Source organism: Erwinia sp. MYb416 (assembly GCF_037479575.1).
Classification (GTDB): domain Bacteria; phylum Pseudomonadota; class Gammaproteobacteria; order Enterobacterales; family Enterobacteriaceae; genus Erwinia; species Erwinia rhapontici.
Map to the genome: position 1 here is coordinate 455,811 of NZ_JBBGYT010000438.1, position 17,051 is coordinate 472,861.

Consider the following 17,051-nt stretch of genomic DNA (forward strand, 5'->3'; position numbering starts at 1 on the left):
GACTTAGGCTGTTCTCAAGCCTGCCTGATTCTCTCCCTGTGTCGTATTTGCGTCGTCATGCGCCAAAAGTACGTCAATTTTTCGTGCACATTCGCCGGTGGTTCGGCTTCAGTTGAACATATCTCCGCACCATTGACTCTCAGCCCTCCATTTCCAGCAACACAGAAAGCCGAACTCCAGACTGAAAAAGCTAACCTGCCCACGTGTATCTCAAGTCTTGAAACCTGAAGCCTGCAATGTCTGATCTTTTCCGTGCACCGCGTCATGCAACTCACTAAAGCCATTGCAAATTATTTAGCGTCATATTCTTCACGCTTTTGCTTCAGGTAGGCAGATAGCCAGGAGAGGAAGTCGATCAAGGTAGGAGGATAATCAGCGCAGTCACCATGCCGTTTTTCAGTGATGATATTCATTGCCGTTACGGCGAGATCATTTGTTGGGAATTCTTTTAAAAACTGATCAATCTCACTGACCAGTGCATCATCAATACCGCCAAAATATTCAATTGAAGAATTCACTACTTCTGGGTAATTCTCTCCATAAGCATCAGCGTCATCACCCAGGAAAACAGAAAAGTACGTTTTAATGTTTTTATAATGATTCATGTTATTTGATTCTCGGGTTAGCCGTGAGAATGTACCAGGGTTTTCTATTATATTGTTTTTGACGATAAAAATAGTAACTTAGTTGTTTAAAAATTCGCTGACTAGCTAAACCCAAGTTAGCGGGGTGTCACGTCATATTCTTAAGCATATTTTGGCTGATCGAAGTCAGGTTCTGGTCCGTCAGTTCCACTTATATCTGTCAGCCACAACCTCACCTTGTACAGAACAGGTACAACGCCGCCAGCGCCATAATATTCACTATCACACTGATGAAGAAGTACGTTTTAAACGGTTGTTTTTGCGTTTTATGGCGAAAGAGTTGTTGGCCGAGAATGGCGCCAGGCCAGCCACCGACAACACCCAATATCAGCAAGGTGGACTCAGGGACTCTGCGCCAGGCTTTACGGGCCGCCATTTTGTCCATGCCATAAACCATCAGCGTCAGCGCGCTGGCGAGCAGGGCCCACGTTATAAAGGGATGTAGAGAGAACGCACTGCCCGCAGCAGCCAGAATCAGAATAAAATAACAAAAGCGATTGAGGGTCATACCATTAGCCACTGCGGCACTCAGCCAGAAAAGAGGTGCACTATACCCGATTCAGGTCTTCGGGTCGTGGACGGCTGAGTGCCTGATACAACGAACACAGCATGATGGGAAAAGCCCATACAGCCTCTTTTCTTCCTCAGCTCACCGTACCGACAATACGTAAATCCACTTCATCAGGCACTTCGTTATAGGAAAGTATATGCAGACCGGCAGCAAACAGGCGGCTGTAGCGGGCGATGAGTGGGCGCAGCTGTGGCGTCACCAACAGCACTGACGTCAGATTCTGTGCTTTCAACTGCTCCAGCACCACTGGCAGCGTCGATTGCAGTTGGGTGAGAATATTGGGGTCCACCGGGAAGCTGTCCAGACTCACTTTTCCGGCCTGTTGTGCCTGGTTCAGTGAACCCAGCAGCAGGTTCTCCAGCTGGTTATCCAGCGTATAGGCGGAGAGCGGTTTACTGTCTGGCGCGATAGCCGCCACCATTGCCCGGCGCAGCGCAAAGCGCACGTCGGAGGCCAGCAGAATGGCATCTTTGGTGACCGCAGCGCTCTCAACCAGCGTTGTGGCAATGGTGGCGATGTCCTTCAGCGACACCTGATCCTGTAGCAGCAGGCGATAAACCTTCAACTGCTGGCTGAAATTCAGCGCACTGTTCAGATCGTCTGCCAGTTTAGGGGCCACGCCAGCCAGGCGCAGGTTCAGCTGAGTAATATCGTCATAGTTAAACAGTTCGGGTAAATGTTCACGTGTTACCCGGTTAATATGTGTGGCGATGACACTGGCACAGTCAACCACTTGATAGCCCAGGTTCAGCGCCTGCGGCTTCATGTCCGGGGTGATCCAGGTGACAGCCATACCGTACGCCGGATCGGTATCCAGAACCCCATCTATTTCACCGTACTGTTCTGCGCCGGGGATGGCCATCAGACGATCGGGATGCACTTCACCGACCGCCGTGCGGACGCCATTCACCTTAATGGCATACTGTGCGGGCTTCAGACGGAAATCTTCGCGGATAGAGATTTCCGGCAGGAGTACCCCACTGGTTTCCGAGACAACCTGGCGTACCCCACGCACGCGCTGGGTCAGTAAGTTGCCTTTCGCTTTATCGACCAGCGTGACCAGTTTATAACCGAGGTTCAGCCCCAGTGGTTCAATCATGGGAATGCTCTGCCAGCAGATATTAATACTGTCGCTGTCTTCCAGTGCGTTGCTTAATGCCGCCATATCTTGCTCATGTCTGGCGGGTTTCTCAACCTGTCGGCTTTGACGCCAGGCCGTAAACAGCAGTAACGCGGTAAAGACCAGGAAGACCAGATGTGGCATCCCTGGAACCACGGCCAGCACAAACATCACAAAGGCAGCGGTATAAAGGGTACCGGGTTTCGCCAGCAGCTGACGTTGAATGTCATCCGAAATACCCGCACTGTCATCGTCGCTGACGCGGGTGACGATAATGGCGGCGGCGGTCGCCAGCAGCAGGGAAGGGATCTGCGCCACCAGACCATCACCGATAGTGAGGAGAACGTACTGATCGAAGGCATGTCCGGCATCCAGATTATATTTGAAGATACCGATCAGAATACCGCCGACCACGTTGATCAGCAGGATCATAATCCCGGCTATCGCATCGCCGCGTACAAACTTGGAGGCACCGTCCATGGCACCGTAGAAGTCGGCCTCACTGGCAACGTCTTTGCGGCGTGCTCGCGCCTGTTCCTGCGTAATCAACCCGGCATTCATATCCGCATCGATCGCCATCTGCTTGCCGGGCAGGGCGTCCAGGGTGAAACGTGCCGAGACTTCGGAAATACGCTCCGCCCCCTTGGTCACCACCACGAAGTTGATCGTCAGTTCCGTATCGAAAGAGGAGCGAAGGGAAATTGTTGCCCATCTGAACGGTGTGTCTATTTTTGATGGCGGGGCCTTCAGTCCTGTCAACGATCCCGCTTCTGGCGGAGGCCCTCTGCCACTCATCTCTTCTGTACCTGCTATGGCTGATGCAGAGAGAGAATTGGACGCGCAGACCCCCCCTCAGCCTGAGGCGCTGGAAACCGTCTTGTCGCGTTCGGATCAGGAGTTAAATGAACTTAGCGAGGCCATTGCACGCATCACCGCGGAATTAAACGCACAGGGAAATTTGTCGCTGGAAAAAGTGCCGCAGGGGCTGCGCATTTTGCTGCAGGATGATGAAGACCGGATGATGTTCCCGCGCGGTAGTGCAAAGATAACGCCTTTCTTTACTCGCTTGTTGAGTGAACTGGCACCGGTATTCAATCGTATTGATAACCAGGTGATCATCAACGGACACACGGATTCAGCGACCTATCCTGAGAGCGCGGGATATAACAACTGGAATCTGTCCGGTGACCGTGCACTGGCCGCCAGAAGTGTATTAGAAAAAGGTGGCCTTGAAATACAGCGGGTCATTCAGGTTAACGCGATGGCCGATCGCATGCTGCTGGTCCCTGACGATCCCCTGTCTGCACGCAATCGGCGCATTGAAATTATGGTTCTGACCCAGGCTGCTTCCGACACGTTATATCAATTTTACGGTCAGCATGGCGTAAAAGTGGTGAAGCCAATAGTTGATCGCCTGCATTAGTTTTCACATGCTTCTTCGATCCCCGCATGGGGTAATCGGGTGGTATTGTGCCCACTTTTTTGCTGACCTGGCATCGTTCCTGCCAGACATTGATTCAGACGCTGTCTGGCCCCTTGTTTGTCACGACAAACAAGGGGATCATTCATCATCCCGCATTTGACCTGAGTTCGCTAAATGTTAATCACCACCGATGCAGCAAGGACGTTTAATACGGACAGCCGTCTTGCCTGCACCCTGGCCGCCGTCGCCGGGGCGCTGAACACCGCCGCTTTTGAAAGTGTGGGTTTTTTTGCCGCCAATATGACAGGGAACATCTCTTCACTGTCCGATCACCTGGCGAAAATCAACTTCAGTGCAGGCGTCTTCTTTCTGGCTATCGTATTACTGTTTATCGCGGGATCCGTGTGCTCAACGCTGATCATTAATGCGGGCCGCAGGCGGGGCATCAGTACCATCTATGCGGTAAATATCTTTATTGAAGGCCTGGCTCTGATGGCGCTGGGGGCAGCAGAGATCGGACTGACGCTGGCCTCTCCGGGCGCGTTGCTGGTCCTCAGCCTGAGTTTCCTGATGGGGCTGCAGAATGCGGTGGTGACACGCATTTCCAACGCGCGTGTCAGAACAACGCATGTGTCGGGAACGGCAACGGATATCGGCATCGAGCTGGCGATGCTGTTTGATGTTCTGCGGCGTAAAGAGTCACCTCAGAATGCCCCTCTCTATATGGAACGCCTGCGTCTGCATTTTTATACGGTGATGGCATTTCTTATCGGCGGTGTGGCCGGTATCTGGCTATTCCACTGGCTGGGGTATTTTTTCCTGATAGTTATCGGCATGGGGCTTCTCTTACTGGCGATGAACACGATGTTCAGCAAACGGCTGTCGCCGGCACAGGGCAGTTAACCTGCGCTGTGCCGTCAGACAACGGGCCGTCACACCCTGATCCTGGCGGCCCGTTTTGCAGGCGCTTATCAGCGAGCCAGACGCCGCCGTGTTAATCCCTTTCCTGCCAGATAGGCCAGCGCACTGCACAGCAGATAATAGATGACGCCAACAAACAGAAAGATCTCTGCAGGGTAGATCTGCACCCGATTGTTAACCTGTCCGGCAACCGTTGTGAGTTCAGGGACGTTCACAATAAATGCCAGCGATGTGTCCTTCAGCAGCGAAATCAGTAACCCCAGGTATGAGGGCAGCAGATTTGGCCACGCCTGCGGCAGAAGAATCACGGTGAGGATTTTTATTTTACTGAAGCCTGACGCAACTCCTGCTTCTGTCTGCCCGGCGGGCAGAGATTCCAGCCCGGCCAGCGTTGAGTGCATGACCGCCGCTGAGGTAAACCATGCCAGCGCAATAATCACCGTCAGCGGGCCGGGGATTGAACCGCCAAACACCACCGGCAGCAGAAAGTAGAGCCAGAAAATAACAAAAATCAGCGGGATGCCTCGGATAAAGGAGGCCCAGAGAAACAGCGCTCTGCGCGTCCAGCCGCCGTAGCGCCAGGCCAGCGTAGCCATCAGCACACCCAGCAACAGCGCCAGAAAACCGGCAGAGACGGCCATAATTAACGTCAGTAATACGCCGCCCGGTTCACCTTCCGCCACTCTTCCCCACAGCATGTAGCCAGCATTATCGTGCAGTACTGAGTAGTCAAATTCCATCTTTTGAACGCTCCGACAGGGCGGGTTCCACCCGTTTTGGTTGATGGCGCGGCGGGCGTTTAGGGCCGATCACGGTTAACAGTCCACCCAAAATAAGGCCAAGTAACAGATACAGTGCGGTGCCCACCGCAAAGCCTTCAAAGGCGTGCGCGTTGTAGCTTTCAATACGGCTGACCTGATAGGTCAGTTCGGAAAAGCCAATACCGGTTGCCAGCGAGGAGAGCTTCATCAGGTTCAGATATTGCCCGGCGACAGGTTGCCAGGCATTGGTCAGCGCCTGGGGCAACAAAATGTCCCACAGCAGCGTCCAGCGGCTGAAGCCTTGTGAAATCGCTGCCTCGCGCTGGCCTTTTGGCACGGAGTTGAGCCCGGCCTGAACCTCTTCCACTAAAAATGCCGCCGTGAACAGCCCCAGCCCCCAGACAACGCAGAGAAACTCCGGCGTCAGCCAGCTGATATCGCCAGGAAACGTTGCCCAGGGATGAATATCCCCGATGTAAAAACGCCAGTTCTGCGGCAGCGCGCCCCAGGCGGCGAAATACCAGAACAACAGCTGTACCAGCAGCGGTGTATTACGAAACAGGGAAACAAATACCGACACCGCGCCCTGGGCGATCCGCGATGGGCTCAGACGCATGGCCAGCAGCAGCACCACCAACAGTGTGCTGAACAGGCTGGCAATCAGACTGACGTAAAAGGTGGTTAAAAAACCGGAGATAATCCATTGCAGAGGCTGCCCGGTCAGCACGCCTGCCCAGTCGGGCTGCCAGTTCACAGGCCCACCTGCGATTCTGGATGCAGTGGGAACAACACTTTCTGCAGAAAACGCTTGGCGCGCGGGTGGTTGGGACGGGTAAAGAAATCTTCCGGTTTGGCCTGCTCCAGAATTTCACCGCCGTCCATAAAGATCACCCGGTCAGCGATTTCGCGGGCAAAGCTCATTTCATGGGTCACCACAATCATCGTGATACCGCTGCGTGCCAGTTCGCGCATCACCAGCAGCACCTCTCCGATCATCTCCGGGTCAAGTGCCGAGGTCGGTTCATCAAACAGAATGATGTTCGGGTCAGTCGCCAGCGCCCGGGCAATCGCCACGCGCTGCTGCTGGCCGCCGGAGAGCTGCTCAGGATAATGCTGTGCTTTATCGGCCAGGCCGACGCGCGTCAGTAAGGCCAACGCTTTTGCCCGTGCCTCCGTTTTCTTCCAGCCGTGTACTTTGATCAGCGCCAGGCTGACATTGTCCTGTGCGGTCAGATGGGCGTAGAGGTTGAACTGCTGAAACACAAAACCAATATGTGTTCTCAGTTGCTGAAGTGCTGCCCCTTTCAGTCCACGCGTTGGCTTACCGTCAATCAGGATCTCGCCATCGCTCACGGTTTCCAGCTGGTTAATCAGGCGGATCAGCGTCGACTTACCGGAACCTGACGGGCCACAAACGGCAACGACTTCACCGCTGGTTACGCTGAGATCGACCGTGGTGATCACCTGATGGTGACCAAACGACTTACTGACCTGGCGGAATTCGACGGCGGTACTTTGTCCCGGCGATGAATGTGAAAAAACCGCAGACGCCGCTGCGGTTGATACATTTTCTTGCTGCATGTGTGATACCTGGCTGATTATTTTGCTTCGATTTTGAATAACCGGGGTTGTGGCGATTTAGTTTGCGGGCCAAACCAGGTGTCGTAGATGCTCACCGCCTGACCGTTTTTCTCCAGGTTCAACAGTTCGTCATTGACCACTTTCAGCAGGCTGGCTTCGCCTTTTTTCACCCCTACGCCGATCTCTTCCTTGCTCAGTAACTCAGGCAGTACTTTGTATTTGGCTTTATCCGGTGCACCGTCCAGCAGGCCAGCGAGAATGGTGCTGTCCTGAGTAATTGCCTGCACGTTGCCATTACGCAGGGCAGACAGCGCCAGTGGGATATCGTCATACGACAGCACGCGTGACTGCGGGAAACGGTTATGCAGTTCCTGTTCGCCGGTGGTGCCTTTTACGGCACCAATGCGTGCCGTCGCGTAGCCATCCAGTTTATCCGGTGAACTGACGGGCACCAGGAACTGCTGTCCGGTGACAAAGTAAGGCACTGAGAAATCGATCACTTTTGCACGCTCAGGCGTGATAGTGATATCGGCCACAATCAGGTCCGCTTTACCTGACTGCAACAGGGGGATGCGGTTTGCCGGGTTGGTCGGTACCAGTTGCAGCTTCACGCCCAGGGTTTTTGCCAGAGCTTTCGCGAAGTCGACGTCATAACCGACGATTTCGTGGGTTTTGGCATCCACTGAACCAAACGGCGGATTGGCGTCAAAGGTGGCGACTTTCACCACGCCGGCTTTTTTGATATCCGCCAGCTGGTCAGCATGCACGGCAAAAGTGGTGATGCTGGTCAGTGCCAGCAGCAGTGCAGCAGAAAGGCGGGTTTTATGGAATGAGCGGTTGTTGCGTGTCGCCATAATCATAGTTTTTCCTTATGTATAGTCCGAAAGGGGGAATGACCCCGTTTTCCTGAAGGCAGGTGATAGTTATTATTTTCTTTTAGGATTGATAGCGTTACATAAAGGAAAAATGACGGCTACAAACAAAAAGGTCTATCACCTGCTAAATTATGCATAAGTAAAATATCTGTATTGCGTGGGTTGCTCCGGTGTTGGCAGGACGTTAGCGGCAGTGAGTGACTATTCAGGAGGTTTTTAATGTAGTTTAGAGGGCAGCAGAATAAACCTAACGGCAAAGGTGCCAGAAATGAACAGAAAAGTAATGTGGTGCCTGACGCTGGCGCTGCTCACCGGATGCACCGCCTCTGTAGGGCAGAACTTTGATGATACCCAGTTGGCAAAAATCCATCATGACGTGACCACAAAGCAGGAACTGATCACATGGTTTGGTCAGCCCTCTTCAGACACACCTTTCCCGCAGGGGCAGAGCATTCTGATGTGGACCTGGAGCCAGGCAAAAACCGGAACGACGACCGAAGGCAGAACGCTGACGATTCAGCTACAAAATGACAAGGTCAAAAACTATACGGTCAGTAAAACCTGAATGTGTTCATGGTTGCGTTGTTAACGGGCTGAGGCAAAGCGAAGAGGGGAAGAACTGGAGCGGCCAACGGGAATCGAACCCGTGTCATCAGCTTGGGAAGCTGAGGTAATACCATTATACGATGGCCGCAGAGCGGGAGGGATACTACCACAGGTCTGGCTGGAAATGTTGAGTCATATCAAAGATAAATCGCTGGGATAATCATTCTTCAGCCGGAAGGTTGTTTTTTCCCGGAAAAAACGCTGTACGGGTCAATTGAAACTTGGGAGTGCTACGTTGGATTGATGTTGACCCTGAGATCGGATTCCGGGTTGGCTAGACGCAAACTCTGCAACAATTGATTAATTTGAGCAGCGGTAAAGGAATTAGTGTGGTAATGCGTCATTTCATAATGCATCAAAGCATCGAAATTATATGTATAAAGTCGCTGATGTAAGAATGTACACAGTTCTGGTCCCAGCACCTCTACCCGTTTGGAATAGATAGTACGCAGAATTTTAATCAAAGAACCTGACTCATTGGGGGTCTGGCTCAGTACCAATTCCAGGCGTCGTTCATGAAGATCGTCCAGGTAGTTTTCCGGGCTGATCACCTCTCTACTGTGGATGTCATAAAGAATGGCGTCCCATGTCATAAGTGTTGTTTTAAACAGACTGTGCGCGCCTTCAAGAGGAATAATATTTTCTTTAAAGGCCCAGGTATCTGACAGGCACCACACATCAAAATCCATATCGTGATAGTGAAAGCGTATACCTCCTAGCTTAGTACAGGTGAGGTTTTGGACATCGATGGTTGAAAGAACACGTAACAAGTCCTCGTGGTTACTGTCGACCACGATATCGATATCGGAAGTGAAACCTTTGTGACCAAAAAGCCCTATGTCGCGGATCATTCCACCGAAGATCCATGCACGATTGTGTTCGGCCAGCGTGTCAATCAACACTCTGGCCGCCTTTCCTTCATAACCGGAAAGGAAAAAATCGTCGATACGGCGTTTAAGATGCTGTTGGTTTTTGACGACTTTCATATTCATAGAGTGATTTTAACTCATCATGAAGATCCATCAAATAGCTGTCGGTCATCCCTGCAATAGCATCAGTCAGCAACTGTGCTTCTTTGTACAATCCTGGTAACGTATTGTTCGGATCTTCAAAGATTCGCCTGTAGTTTTCTGAAATGCGACCATAAGCGTAACGCCCAAATGGCGTCTCTGAGAGATGCGTAGGTTGGGGTGTGAAACCAGACTCACTTTTTGCCCGCTCTTTTTCCTCCTGAGTAGCCGCTCGGGTTTTATGTCCATGGATCCCCACCCATAGCATATCCATTAAGCCCTGAATATAGTTTGACCCTTTCAGCTCAAGTTCCAGAACAGAACGGTGGCGGTAGCCGCGAGTTTTATCGAATTCTTTTAATGCATCACAGAGCTCGGCACCGCGACTTATTCCCATTAAGTCCTTGATGTCGCATTCGTCACGGAGAAGTGACTGGTGATGATCATGGAAAGCATCGACAGCGGCATTGATCAGGGAGCTCGTTGCGTTAACCCGGAACATTTGCATGCTCATATCATTGAGTTCAGCAGGAGAAAGATCGCTTCCCTTTGTTTTCCATCCCTGATTTTTTTCCTCTGTTTTTTTAATAACGGACTTAATTTCCTCATCGTCACTTTTATCCCAACATTGCAGGAAATTAATCAGATCATGGTAGGAGGCCAGGCCTTTTTTCACTGTATCCTCTGCATCCAGAACGGAATAGGCAATATCATCACAGGCTTCCATAATATAGGTGAGCGGATGGCGTAGCCCTTCACTCAATCCGGTTCTTTCCCAGACTTCACTGACAACGTCAGATTCTGAATAGAAGAAACCTTGTTTTTTCCACGGTGTTTTTTTCCTGGTATAAGAAGATTGTGGATACTTAATTAAGGCCGCTAGCGTGGCGTAGGTCAGATTAAGCCCATACTGGTCGTTGAGAATTTGCAATTTGGTGACCAGACGAAACGTTTGTGAATTGCCATCAAACTTGAAGAAGTCATCATAGATTTGTGGGTTGTCCTCTTTCTTGACCAGATGTGTCAGATGTCGAGTAAACCAGGAACGCATTGCTGCTTCCCCCTGATGGCCATAGGGTGGATTACCCAAATCATGGGCTAGCCCAATGGCTGCAAGGAGAGCCGGGACATCACGTTCCACACAGATGTCCTCCAAGTGACCAAAAATTTCTTTTTTCAGGTCAAACGCCAGCCTTATCCCTATCCCTCGGGCAAAGTTAGCCACTTCATGTGAATGTGTTAAACGGGTACGAACACTGTCATTACGGTCCAGGGGGAAAACCTGTGTTTTATCTGCCAGCCGACGAGTTGGAGCAGAAAAAAGGAGGCGGTCGTAATCACGTTCAATTTCCTGACGTCCTTTGCTTAAAGATAAGGTGTCAGCTTGAGCATGAGATGGATTGCTTTTTTCTTTTTCTTTATCTTTACGGCGTGCAGTACAGAGAAGATTTTGCCATTTCATCATCACATCCTTGATGTTTATATGGAAGGTGAAACTATCAAATACAATGAAAGTGGTCTATTTTTTTGGTGAGTGACGGTGGTAATTGTAATGATGCGCACATTTATATGTAACGGCGTTATGATATTTCACTATGGTGGCAGTGTGAGTGGTGTGTTATTTTATTGCGAATGGAATATAATAAACAACAAAAACAAAAAAACCGACTTCATCTGTCGGCTAAATTTTGCAGATACTCAAGTATTATGCCATCAGGTTTACCTGGTTGCCGTCGTCGACATTTCTGTCTCTCCAGCAACCCCCCGACTTCAATTTAATCGGCAGGGCGGTAAAATACTTTAGCAAAAAACATGAGTATTGCTGTTCATGCCTCATCCCTTGAGGGCTAGAACCATACATACGTTGCCAGACAGTATGCCAGTGTCAGTGACAGCAGAATCAGCTCTGCAGGTTTAATCAGGTACATGACAGGTCCGTACAATTCAGGATGAGTGCTACTTACATCGGTCTCTTTCACTGAAACTTTAGGGATACCTGCCCGGAAATCGGCAAGTTCAGGCAATGTATAGGGTCTGCTAAAGCGACTGGCCACAGACCTGACGCTGTTTGCGGCGCCCTTTATCTTCGTACATGGCGGCATCCGCATCGCGCACGGCGCTGTCCGGGGTGCTGAGCGATGGGTCCACGTGAATGATGCCGATGCTGGCACCAGCATAGTCTATCCTTGTGCCCGAGAGATGATAGCGTCCGCTCAACAGTGCCGAAATACGGTTTTTGAATGTCGTCGCGGCTGCGGTCTGAGCATCTGAGGCATCAAGGGTGGCAATAATAAATTCGTCCCCCCCCAGGCGTCCCAGAACGTCATCCTCGTGCACCAACTCTTTCAAGCGCTCGCCGATGGCCTGCAAAAATTCATCACCGGTTTTGTGCCCGTAACGGTCATTAATCTGCTTGAATCCATCAAGATCGATAAAGGCCATCATCAGATGATGTGTATCGTTACGCGCGTGTGCAAACAGCTTTGGCAGGTTGGCAAACACTGCCCGTCGGTTTGGCAGGCCCGTGAGCTCATCGGTGTGGCTCACTGCCGTAAGCGCAGCGTTGGCTTCCTGCAGCTCTTCCAGCAGCTGTTCTTTACGAATGTACTGGGAAATCAGCTCGGCAAAGAGCTGAAGCACCTGTTCAGCGCGATCTGACAGTTCCCGAGACTCTGAGCTTGCTGCGCATAGCGTGCCATAAATCGCGCCGTCACCCAGCCACACCGGGGTACTGACATAAGTGGTGATCCCCAGCGCTTTCGCGGCTTCGGAATCCCCCCAGACTGCCGGAACATCGCAGGTATAACTGCGGCCCTCGTCCAGAGCGCGTTTACACAGGGTATCTTCCCAGGGAACAGACAGCCCTTCAGGGATCTGCATTGCTTCGCTGTTGCGCGCATAAACGATGTGTTGCTTGATACCGTCTGCATCAATATGGGTCAGGTAGGTGGACTCCATATCCGTGACCAGCTCCAGCATCTCTAGCAGCTGGCGTACAAAACCTTCGAGCGTTTTTTCCGATCCAAGCGCCGTTGAAATGCGCTCAATCAAATTTTCCTTCATAGGTCAGTTTCCCGGACATGGTGTTGATATTCAAAAAGAGAAAGTGAGGCGTCAAAACAATGTTGTTCGTTATAATTTTTAGTTTTAGGAGCGTATATAAATGTGCTCCGGCCGCTCCGGCCTTGTGTCACTGAGTTTATCATCGGACTGAAAAGAAAAACATTGAGGGGAGAATGCAAATTGAGTAGTTGGGAATAATCTTATGGGTAAAAGGGCCGTCATCATCCGGCCCATCTGAGTTTATCGCAGGTTAACTAACGCCATATCTTGTGGCCCTTTAAACAGGTCGTTTTCCAGCGTGGTTTTCTCATCCTCGACCTGGAAGCGGGTGACCGACTGCTGCAAATTCACCACCTGCTGTTGCAGGGAGCTGGCTGCCGTTGCCACCTCAGAGACCAGTGAGGCATTCTGTTGTGTCACGCCGTCCATCTGATGAATGGCAATATTAATCTGCGAGATACCGCGCGTCTGCTCCCCGGAAGCCAGCATCACTTCATCCATGATGTCCACCACTTCTTTCACGTCGACCATCACTTCATTCATGGTGTTGCCTGCCGTTTTCACCAGCCCGACGCCCTGTTCAATACGGCTGAGAGAGTTATCGATCATCGAACCGATCTCTTTCGCCGCCGTTGCGCTACGCTGGGCCAGTACTCGTACTTCAGAGGCGACGACCGCAAAACCGCGACCGGCTTCGCCTGCACGTGCCGCTTCTACTGCGGCGTTGAGCGCCAGCAGGTTGGTCTGGAATGCAATGCCATCAATCACGCCGACGATATCACCGATTTTGGCCGAACTGTGTTCGATGGCACTCATAGTCGACACGACATCAGAGACAACGCTGGCACCGCGTGAAGCCGATGCTGAGGCTTTTTGCGCCAGTTCGTTTGCTTTGCGGGTGTTGTCCTCATTGTTTTTAACCGTCGCCATGATTTGTTCCATGCTCGACGCGGTTTCATCCAGCGAGGCGGCTTGCTGTTCGGTGCGGCTGGAAAGATCGATATTGCCGGAAGCAATCTCCTCTACGCCCGCGCCAATCGCATCGGTACCGTTACGCACGACAAGCACCATATTTTCCAGTCCGTCACGCATACGCTGAACGGCGGCAAACAGATGGGCGATCTCATTTTTTCCGCTGGCATCAATACGCGCACGTAAATCGCCTTCAGCAATGCGGTCAAACACGGTAACGGCATTGTTGAGTGGTTTCACTACCAGGTTGGTCATCACTGACCAGGCCAGTCCGGCCAACAGCAGGGCACAGGCGATAGCGCAGTAGAGGATGAACTGCATAGTGCTCACCCGATCGCTGGAGTCTTCATACGCCACATCAATGCTTGAGAGCTTAAAGGCGACCAGCGCTTTTGAGGCTTTATCAAAGGCGGCATAGAGTGCCGTCGACTTCCCGGCGCGCTGGCGATAGTCGTCAAGATTACCCGCTTCCAGCGCGGAAAACGCCGGGTCAATAAAGGTTTTCATCAGGGTATCGCGTGCGGCAGCCATTTCTGTGGCAATCACCTGCTCTTCTTCTGATTGCGGATATTTCAGATAGTCCTGCCATTTCGCCCCGGCACTGTCTACTTTACCTCTGGCTCGTTCTAAGGCGACTTTGGCTTTCTCGGTGTCGCCATTGACCATCAGTGATTCATACAGACGCAAATCTAATCGTCCACGCAGCAGCAGCTCGGAACTTTCATTCAGTGCAACCAGCCCTGGCAGCACTTCGGTATCCACGCGGGCAAAGGATTTATTGCCAGACTGCACCGCAACTAATCCCAGAATACCGACAAAAAGTAATAATGCGGCTAATGAAAAAATCATCATGCTCAGTGCGGTACGGATCTTTATTTTACGAAACATAGCGTATTCCCTGTTGCCGGTTTGATAATGAGTAAAAAGAGTGGTGTCGTAAATAAAGGCATAATAAAAATAAAAGACTGGAGGCGACATGGGTCACTTCCGGTCAGGTACGGCTGTTAATTATTAGCGTGTTCCCTGGTGCTGGCTAAAAATGACTTCAGTTTCTCGTTATAAAATTTTGCAGACATCATGGTGCCATGCCCGCTGGTCTCTGCACTGGCCGGAATAAGCCACAGCTCGGCCTTTTTAATCTTGTTTAATTCGCGGCTCAGCGTGCCGGTTTCCACCGGATTACGTTCATCATCTGCCGAATTAATGATCAGCATGGGGGCGGTGATACGGTTTAATGCAGGTTGCGCATTATAATTCGCTGACGAGCCCCAGATATAAATAAAGTCGTTGGCGTCAGCGGTCAGCGGGGCGGCCAGGCGGTCGTCAACCAGCTTATCGGCCAGCGCACGCGTTGGTGCTTTATGCTGCCAGGCCAGTGTGCCGCCAGTGGTGGCAATACTGAACATAATGCTGGCTGTTTTCAGCGCAGGGGGCTGCTGACGGTAATTGCCCTCAGCCCAGGCGGGATCGCCCTTGATGGACTCAATTAACATACGGCGCATCATCCAGTTACGACCGGACAGCTCTGCAGGCTGCGAAGCCATGGGCACCAGGGCATCCATCATGCCAGGGTATTTTTCACCCCAAAGCCAGGTTTGCATGCCCCCCATCGAATACCCCATGACCAGACGTAAATGGGAAATGCCCAGCCCTTCTTTGATTAAACGATATTGCGCGGTGACCATATCGTTATAATCGTAGTGCGGAAACGCCATACGCAAACCGTCGGACGGCTTGGATGATTTTCCGGACCCAATACTTTCCGGCATGATAATAAAATATTTGCTGATATCCAGTGCCTGGCCTGCACCAAATAATTCGCCGCCAAATCCCTCGGCTAATAGTGCTTTTATTGGCTGGTTAGTTCCGTGAAGTAATAATACAGCAGGTTTACTACTGTCGCCCAGCGTGTAGTAATGAATGCGCAGGTCTTTCAGCTTCTCACCGCTGTTAAAGGTGAATTCCGGTGCAACCCAGTCAGCTTCTTTCGGTGATAACACCGTGCTGACTGCCTGTGTTAAAGGTGACAGGCTTAACAGAATAATGCCTGTTAATCCTGATACGATACGGTTAGCCATAAAACAACTCATCGGTAAGCAAGGAGTATTGGATGGCCGATGTTAATGTCAATTGAGATAAATCCCAATAAACATAAACATCATCAATGATAAAAACAGATTATGTTCTGATTGTTGCTGTTTACACGAGATGTTTTCCAGCTAATTTTTATTACGTTAACACATCGGATATTCCACTTTAGTCTTCCCTGAATATTTCTTTAGTCACGCTTTCATCTTACTGTCATTTCACTGTCACTAACTGCCGTGTGGAAAAGCTTAGTGAAATATCTTTGTTCCTGCTGCGCGAAATTTCGGGTATCTCTGTCTGTCACCCGACAGGAGGATGGTATGTTTCAGGCAGCATCATTATTAACCGGGGCCGCAGCGCTGCCGGATGTGTGGCGTTCTGCCATTATCAGCAAGATTGGCCAGGCGAATGTGAAACTGATCCGCATGGGCGGAGAGGGGATACCGGATGAAGTGCATGAGCATTTTGCCGAGCTACTGGTGGTGATTGACGGGCAGATGGATCTGGCGATTGACGGGCAGATCGTGGCGCTGAAAAGCGGGGACTATTTTGTGATACCGCCGGGCAGCCCTCATCGGGTACTGCCGGCAGCAGCGGCACATTACTGCTGGTCGATGCCGATAAGGCCTTACCAGGCGAGTAGTTTTCCGCTGTAATCAATGTAGTGGTGCCCGCCTTTGCCACGCCAGGCGACCAGCTGATCGGCAATGCCACCCGCGCTTTGCGCCACCGTCAGTGGGGCATTTGTCCCACCCATATCGGTTTGCACCCAGCCCGGGTGAACGCAGAGCAGCGTCTGGCCCTGGGCATCCGTCTTCGCCGACAACCCGCGTGCCAGCATATTTAACGCGCCTTTGCTGGCCGCATACAATGGATACGTTGCGTCAGGATTCTCATTCAGACTGGCGAGCTGCGAGGTCATCAGTGCCAGAATGCCGCTGCGGGGTTTGACCTGTGGTAGCAGCGCTTCAGTGCAGCGCAGCGGCGAGAAGGTGTTGGTCATAAACAGCGCCATCAGCTCTTCGTCGCGGGTACGCGACAGCGTTTGATGCTCCGGTCCATAGACGCCTGCGTTAATAAACACCACATCAAACTGCTGGCCAGCCAACTCCGCCACCAGCGCTTCTCTCTGATCCGCCAGGTTAATATCCAGCGTTAGCCAGTGGATGGACGCCGCACTGTCCGGCGTGTCCTTGCGCGTCGTGGCGGTAACCTGCCAGCCGCGATCGGCCAGAGTCGTTGCCAGCCCGAAACCGATGCCGCGCGAAGCGCCAATAATCAAAGCCTGTGGGGTTGTCATGAGAATGCCTTATGTCATGTCGGAAGCGTAGGGATCGTGCGGAAAAGCATAGCAAAAATTCAAGCTGTCAGGTGATTGCCTGTGCTAAGTGAGGCGGACAAGCGAATGCTCATCCA

At 51.5% G+C, this 17,051-nt stretch carries 16 protein-coding genes, 1 tRNA gene and 2 pseudogenes; 4 read left to right on the plus strand and 15 right to left on the minus strand.

The genetic code is table 11. The features are described 5' to 3' along the window. Nucleotides 1-3: 3 nt before the first annotated feature. The 4 genes and pseudogenes from WH277_RS11620 to WH277_RS11635 form a co-directional block, all read right to left on the minus strand. A pseudogene (locus tag WH277_RS11620) lies at nucleotides 4-238 on the minus strand (integrase); the annotation flags it as partial. A 52-nt stretch (nucleotides 239-290) separates the two neighbouring features. Beyond that, the gene (locus WH277_RS11625; protein ID WP_339505702.1) at nucleotides 291-605 is read right to left on the minus strand and encodes a hypothetical protein; all 315 of its coding nucleotides are present in this window, start codon (nucleotides 603-605) and stop codon (nucleotides 291-293) included. A gap of 211 nt (nucleotides 606-816) precedes the next feature. After that, nucleotides 817-1,152, minus strand: a complete 336-nt coding sequence (locus WH277_RS11630; protein ID WP_133845698.1) for a DUF1294 domain-containing protein — start codon at nucleotides 1,150-1,152, stop codon at nucleotides 817-819. A gap of 136 nt (nucleotides 1,153-1,288) precedes the next feature. Then, nucleotides 1,289-3,007, minus strand: a pseudogene (locus WH277_RS11635) (flagellar biosynthesis protein FlhA); the annotation flags it as partial. A gap of 160 nt (nucleotides 3,008-3,167) precedes the next feature. Here WH277_RS11635 and WH277_RS11640 point away from each other — a divergent pair. Together WH277_RS11640 and WH277_RS11645 are read left to right on the plus strand one after the other, a co-directional pair. Further along, nucleotides 3,168-3,758, plus strand: coding sequence for an OmpA family protein (locus tag WH277_RS11640; RefSeq protein ID WP_159337485.1), 591 nt, complete (start codon nucleotides 3,168-3,170; stop codon nucleotides 3,756-3,758). Nucleotides 3,759-3,932: 174 nt separating this feature from the next. Beyond that, nucleotides 3,933-4,661: a YoaK family protein gene (locus WH277_RS11645; protein ID WP_339505704.1), complete on the plus strand. Its 729-nt coding sequence runs from the start codon at nucleotides 3,933-3,935 to the stop codon at nucleotides 4,659-4,661. Between the two features lie 68 nt (nucleotides 4,662-4,729). Here the strand turns inward: WH277_RS11645 and WH277_RS11650 are convergent, their stop codons facing one another. The 4 genes from WH277_RS11650 to WH277_RS11665 are packed head-to-tail and all read right to left on the minus strand — an operon-like array spanning nucleotide 4,730 to nucleotide 7,881. Beyond that, nucleotides 4,730-5,419, minus strand: a complete 690-nt coding sequence (locus WH277_RS11650; RefSeq protein WP_159337483.1) for an amino acid ABC transporter permease — start codon at nucleotides 5,417-5,419, stop codon at nucleotides 4,730-4,732. Beyond that, nucleotides 5,409-6,194: an amino acid ABC transporter permease gene (locus WH277_RS11655; RefSeq protein WP_133845693.1), complete on the minus strand. Its 786-nt coding sequence runs from the start codon at nucleotides 6,192-6,194 to the stop codon at nucleotides 5,409-5,411. Before WH277_RS11655 ends, WH277_RS11650 begins: the two co-directional genes overlap by 11 nt. Further along, the gene (locus tag WH277_RS11660) at nucleotides 6,191-7,021 is read right to left on the minus strand and encodes an amino acid ABC transporter ATP-binding protein (RefSeq protein WP_133845692.1); all 831 of its coding nucleotides are present in this window, start codon (nucleotides 7,019-7,021) and stop codon (nucleotides 6,191-6,193) included. The genes WH277_RS11655 and WH277_RS11660 overlap by 4 nt, the downstream gene beginning before the upstream one ends. A gap of 17 nt (nucleotides 7,022-7,038) precedes the next feature. Continuing rightward, the gene (locus tag WH277_RS11665; protein ID WP_159337480.1) at nucleotides 7,039-7,881 is read right to left on the minus strand and encodes an ABC transporter substrate-binding protein; all 843 of its coding nucleotides are present in this window, start codon (nucleotides 7,879-7,881) and stop codon (nucleotides 7,039-7,041) included. Nucleotides 7,882-8,164: 283 nt separating this feature from the next. On the opposite strand from WH277_RS11665, the gene WH277_RS11670 reads away from it, so the two are divergent. After that, nucleotides 8,165-8,461, plus strand: coding sequence for a hypothetical protein (locus tag WH277_RS11670; RefSeq protein ID WP_159337479.1), 297 nt, complete (start codon nucleotides 8,165-8,167; stop codon nucleotides 8,459-8,461). Nucleotides 8,462-8,516: 55 nt separating this feature from the next. Here the strand turns inward: WH277_RS11670 and WH277_RS11675 are convergent. The 6 genes from WH277_RS11675 to WH277_RS11700 all read right to left on the minus strand — a co-directional run bounded on the left by WH277_RS11675 (nucleotide 8,517) and on the right by WH277_RS11700 (nucleotide 15,625). Then, a tRNA-Gly gene (locus WH277_RS11675) sits at nucleotides 8,517-8,590 on the minus strand. Between the two features lie 142 nt (nucleotides 8,591-8,732). Next, on the minus strand, nucleotides 8,733-9,494 hold the full coding sequence (locus WH277_RS11680) for a hypothetical protein (protein WP_197931284.1): 762 nt from the start codon (nucleotides 9,492-9,494) through the stop codon (nucleotides 8,733-8,735). After that, entirely contained in the window at nucleotides 9,457-10,977 is a 1,521-nt protein-coding gene (gene dgt / locus WH277_RS11685) for a dGTP triphosphohydrolase (RefSeq protein ID WP_242462146.1), read from the minus strand. The genes WH277_RS11680 and dgt overlap by 38 nt, the downstream gene beginning before the upstream one ends. Nucleotides 10,978-11,549: 572 nt before the next feature. Beyond that, the gene (locus WH277_RS11690) at nucleotides 11,550-12,575 is read right to left on the minus strand and encodes a sensor domain-containing diguanylate cyclase (protein ID WP_133845688.1); all 1,026 of its coding nucleotides are present in this window, start codon (nucleotides 12,573-12,575) and stop codon (nucleotides 11,550-11,552) included. A 240-nt stretch (nucleotides 12,576-12,815) separates the two neighbouring features. Beyond that, a complete protein-coding gene (locus WH277_RS11695) occupies nucleotides 12,816-14,435 on the minus strand; it encodes a methyl-accepting chemotaxis protein (protein WP_133845687.1) in 1,620 nt (539 codons plus the stop codon). A gap of 116 nt (nucleotides 14,436-14,551) precedes the next feature. Continuing rightward, nucleotides 14,552-15,625: an alpha/beta fold hydrolase gene (locus tag WH277_RS11700; RefSeq protein ID WP_339505705.1), complete on the minus strand. Its 1,074-nt coding sequence runs from the start codon at nucleotides 15,623-15,625 to the stop codon at nucleotides 14,552-14,554. 330 nt (nucleotides 15,626-15,955) lie between these two features. On the opposite strand from WH277_RS11700, the gene WH277_RS11705 reads away from it, so the two are divergent. Next, on the plus strand, nucleotides 15,956-16,291 hold the full coding sequence (locus WH277_RS11705; RefSeq protein WP_339505706.1) for a cupin domain-containing protein: 336 nt from the start codon (nucleotides 15,956-15,958) through the stop codon (nucleotides 16,289-16,291). Here WH277_RS11705 and WH277_RS11710 read toward each other — a convergent pair. Beyond that, a complete protein-coding gene (locus WH277_RS11710; protein WP_339505707.1) occupies nucleotides 16,264-16,935 on the minus strand; it encodes an SDR family oxidoreductase in 672 nt (223 codons plus the stop codon). The genes WH277_RS11705 and WH277_RS11710 overlap by 28 nt on opposite strands. Nucleotides 16,936-17,051 lie beyond the last annotated feature (116 nt).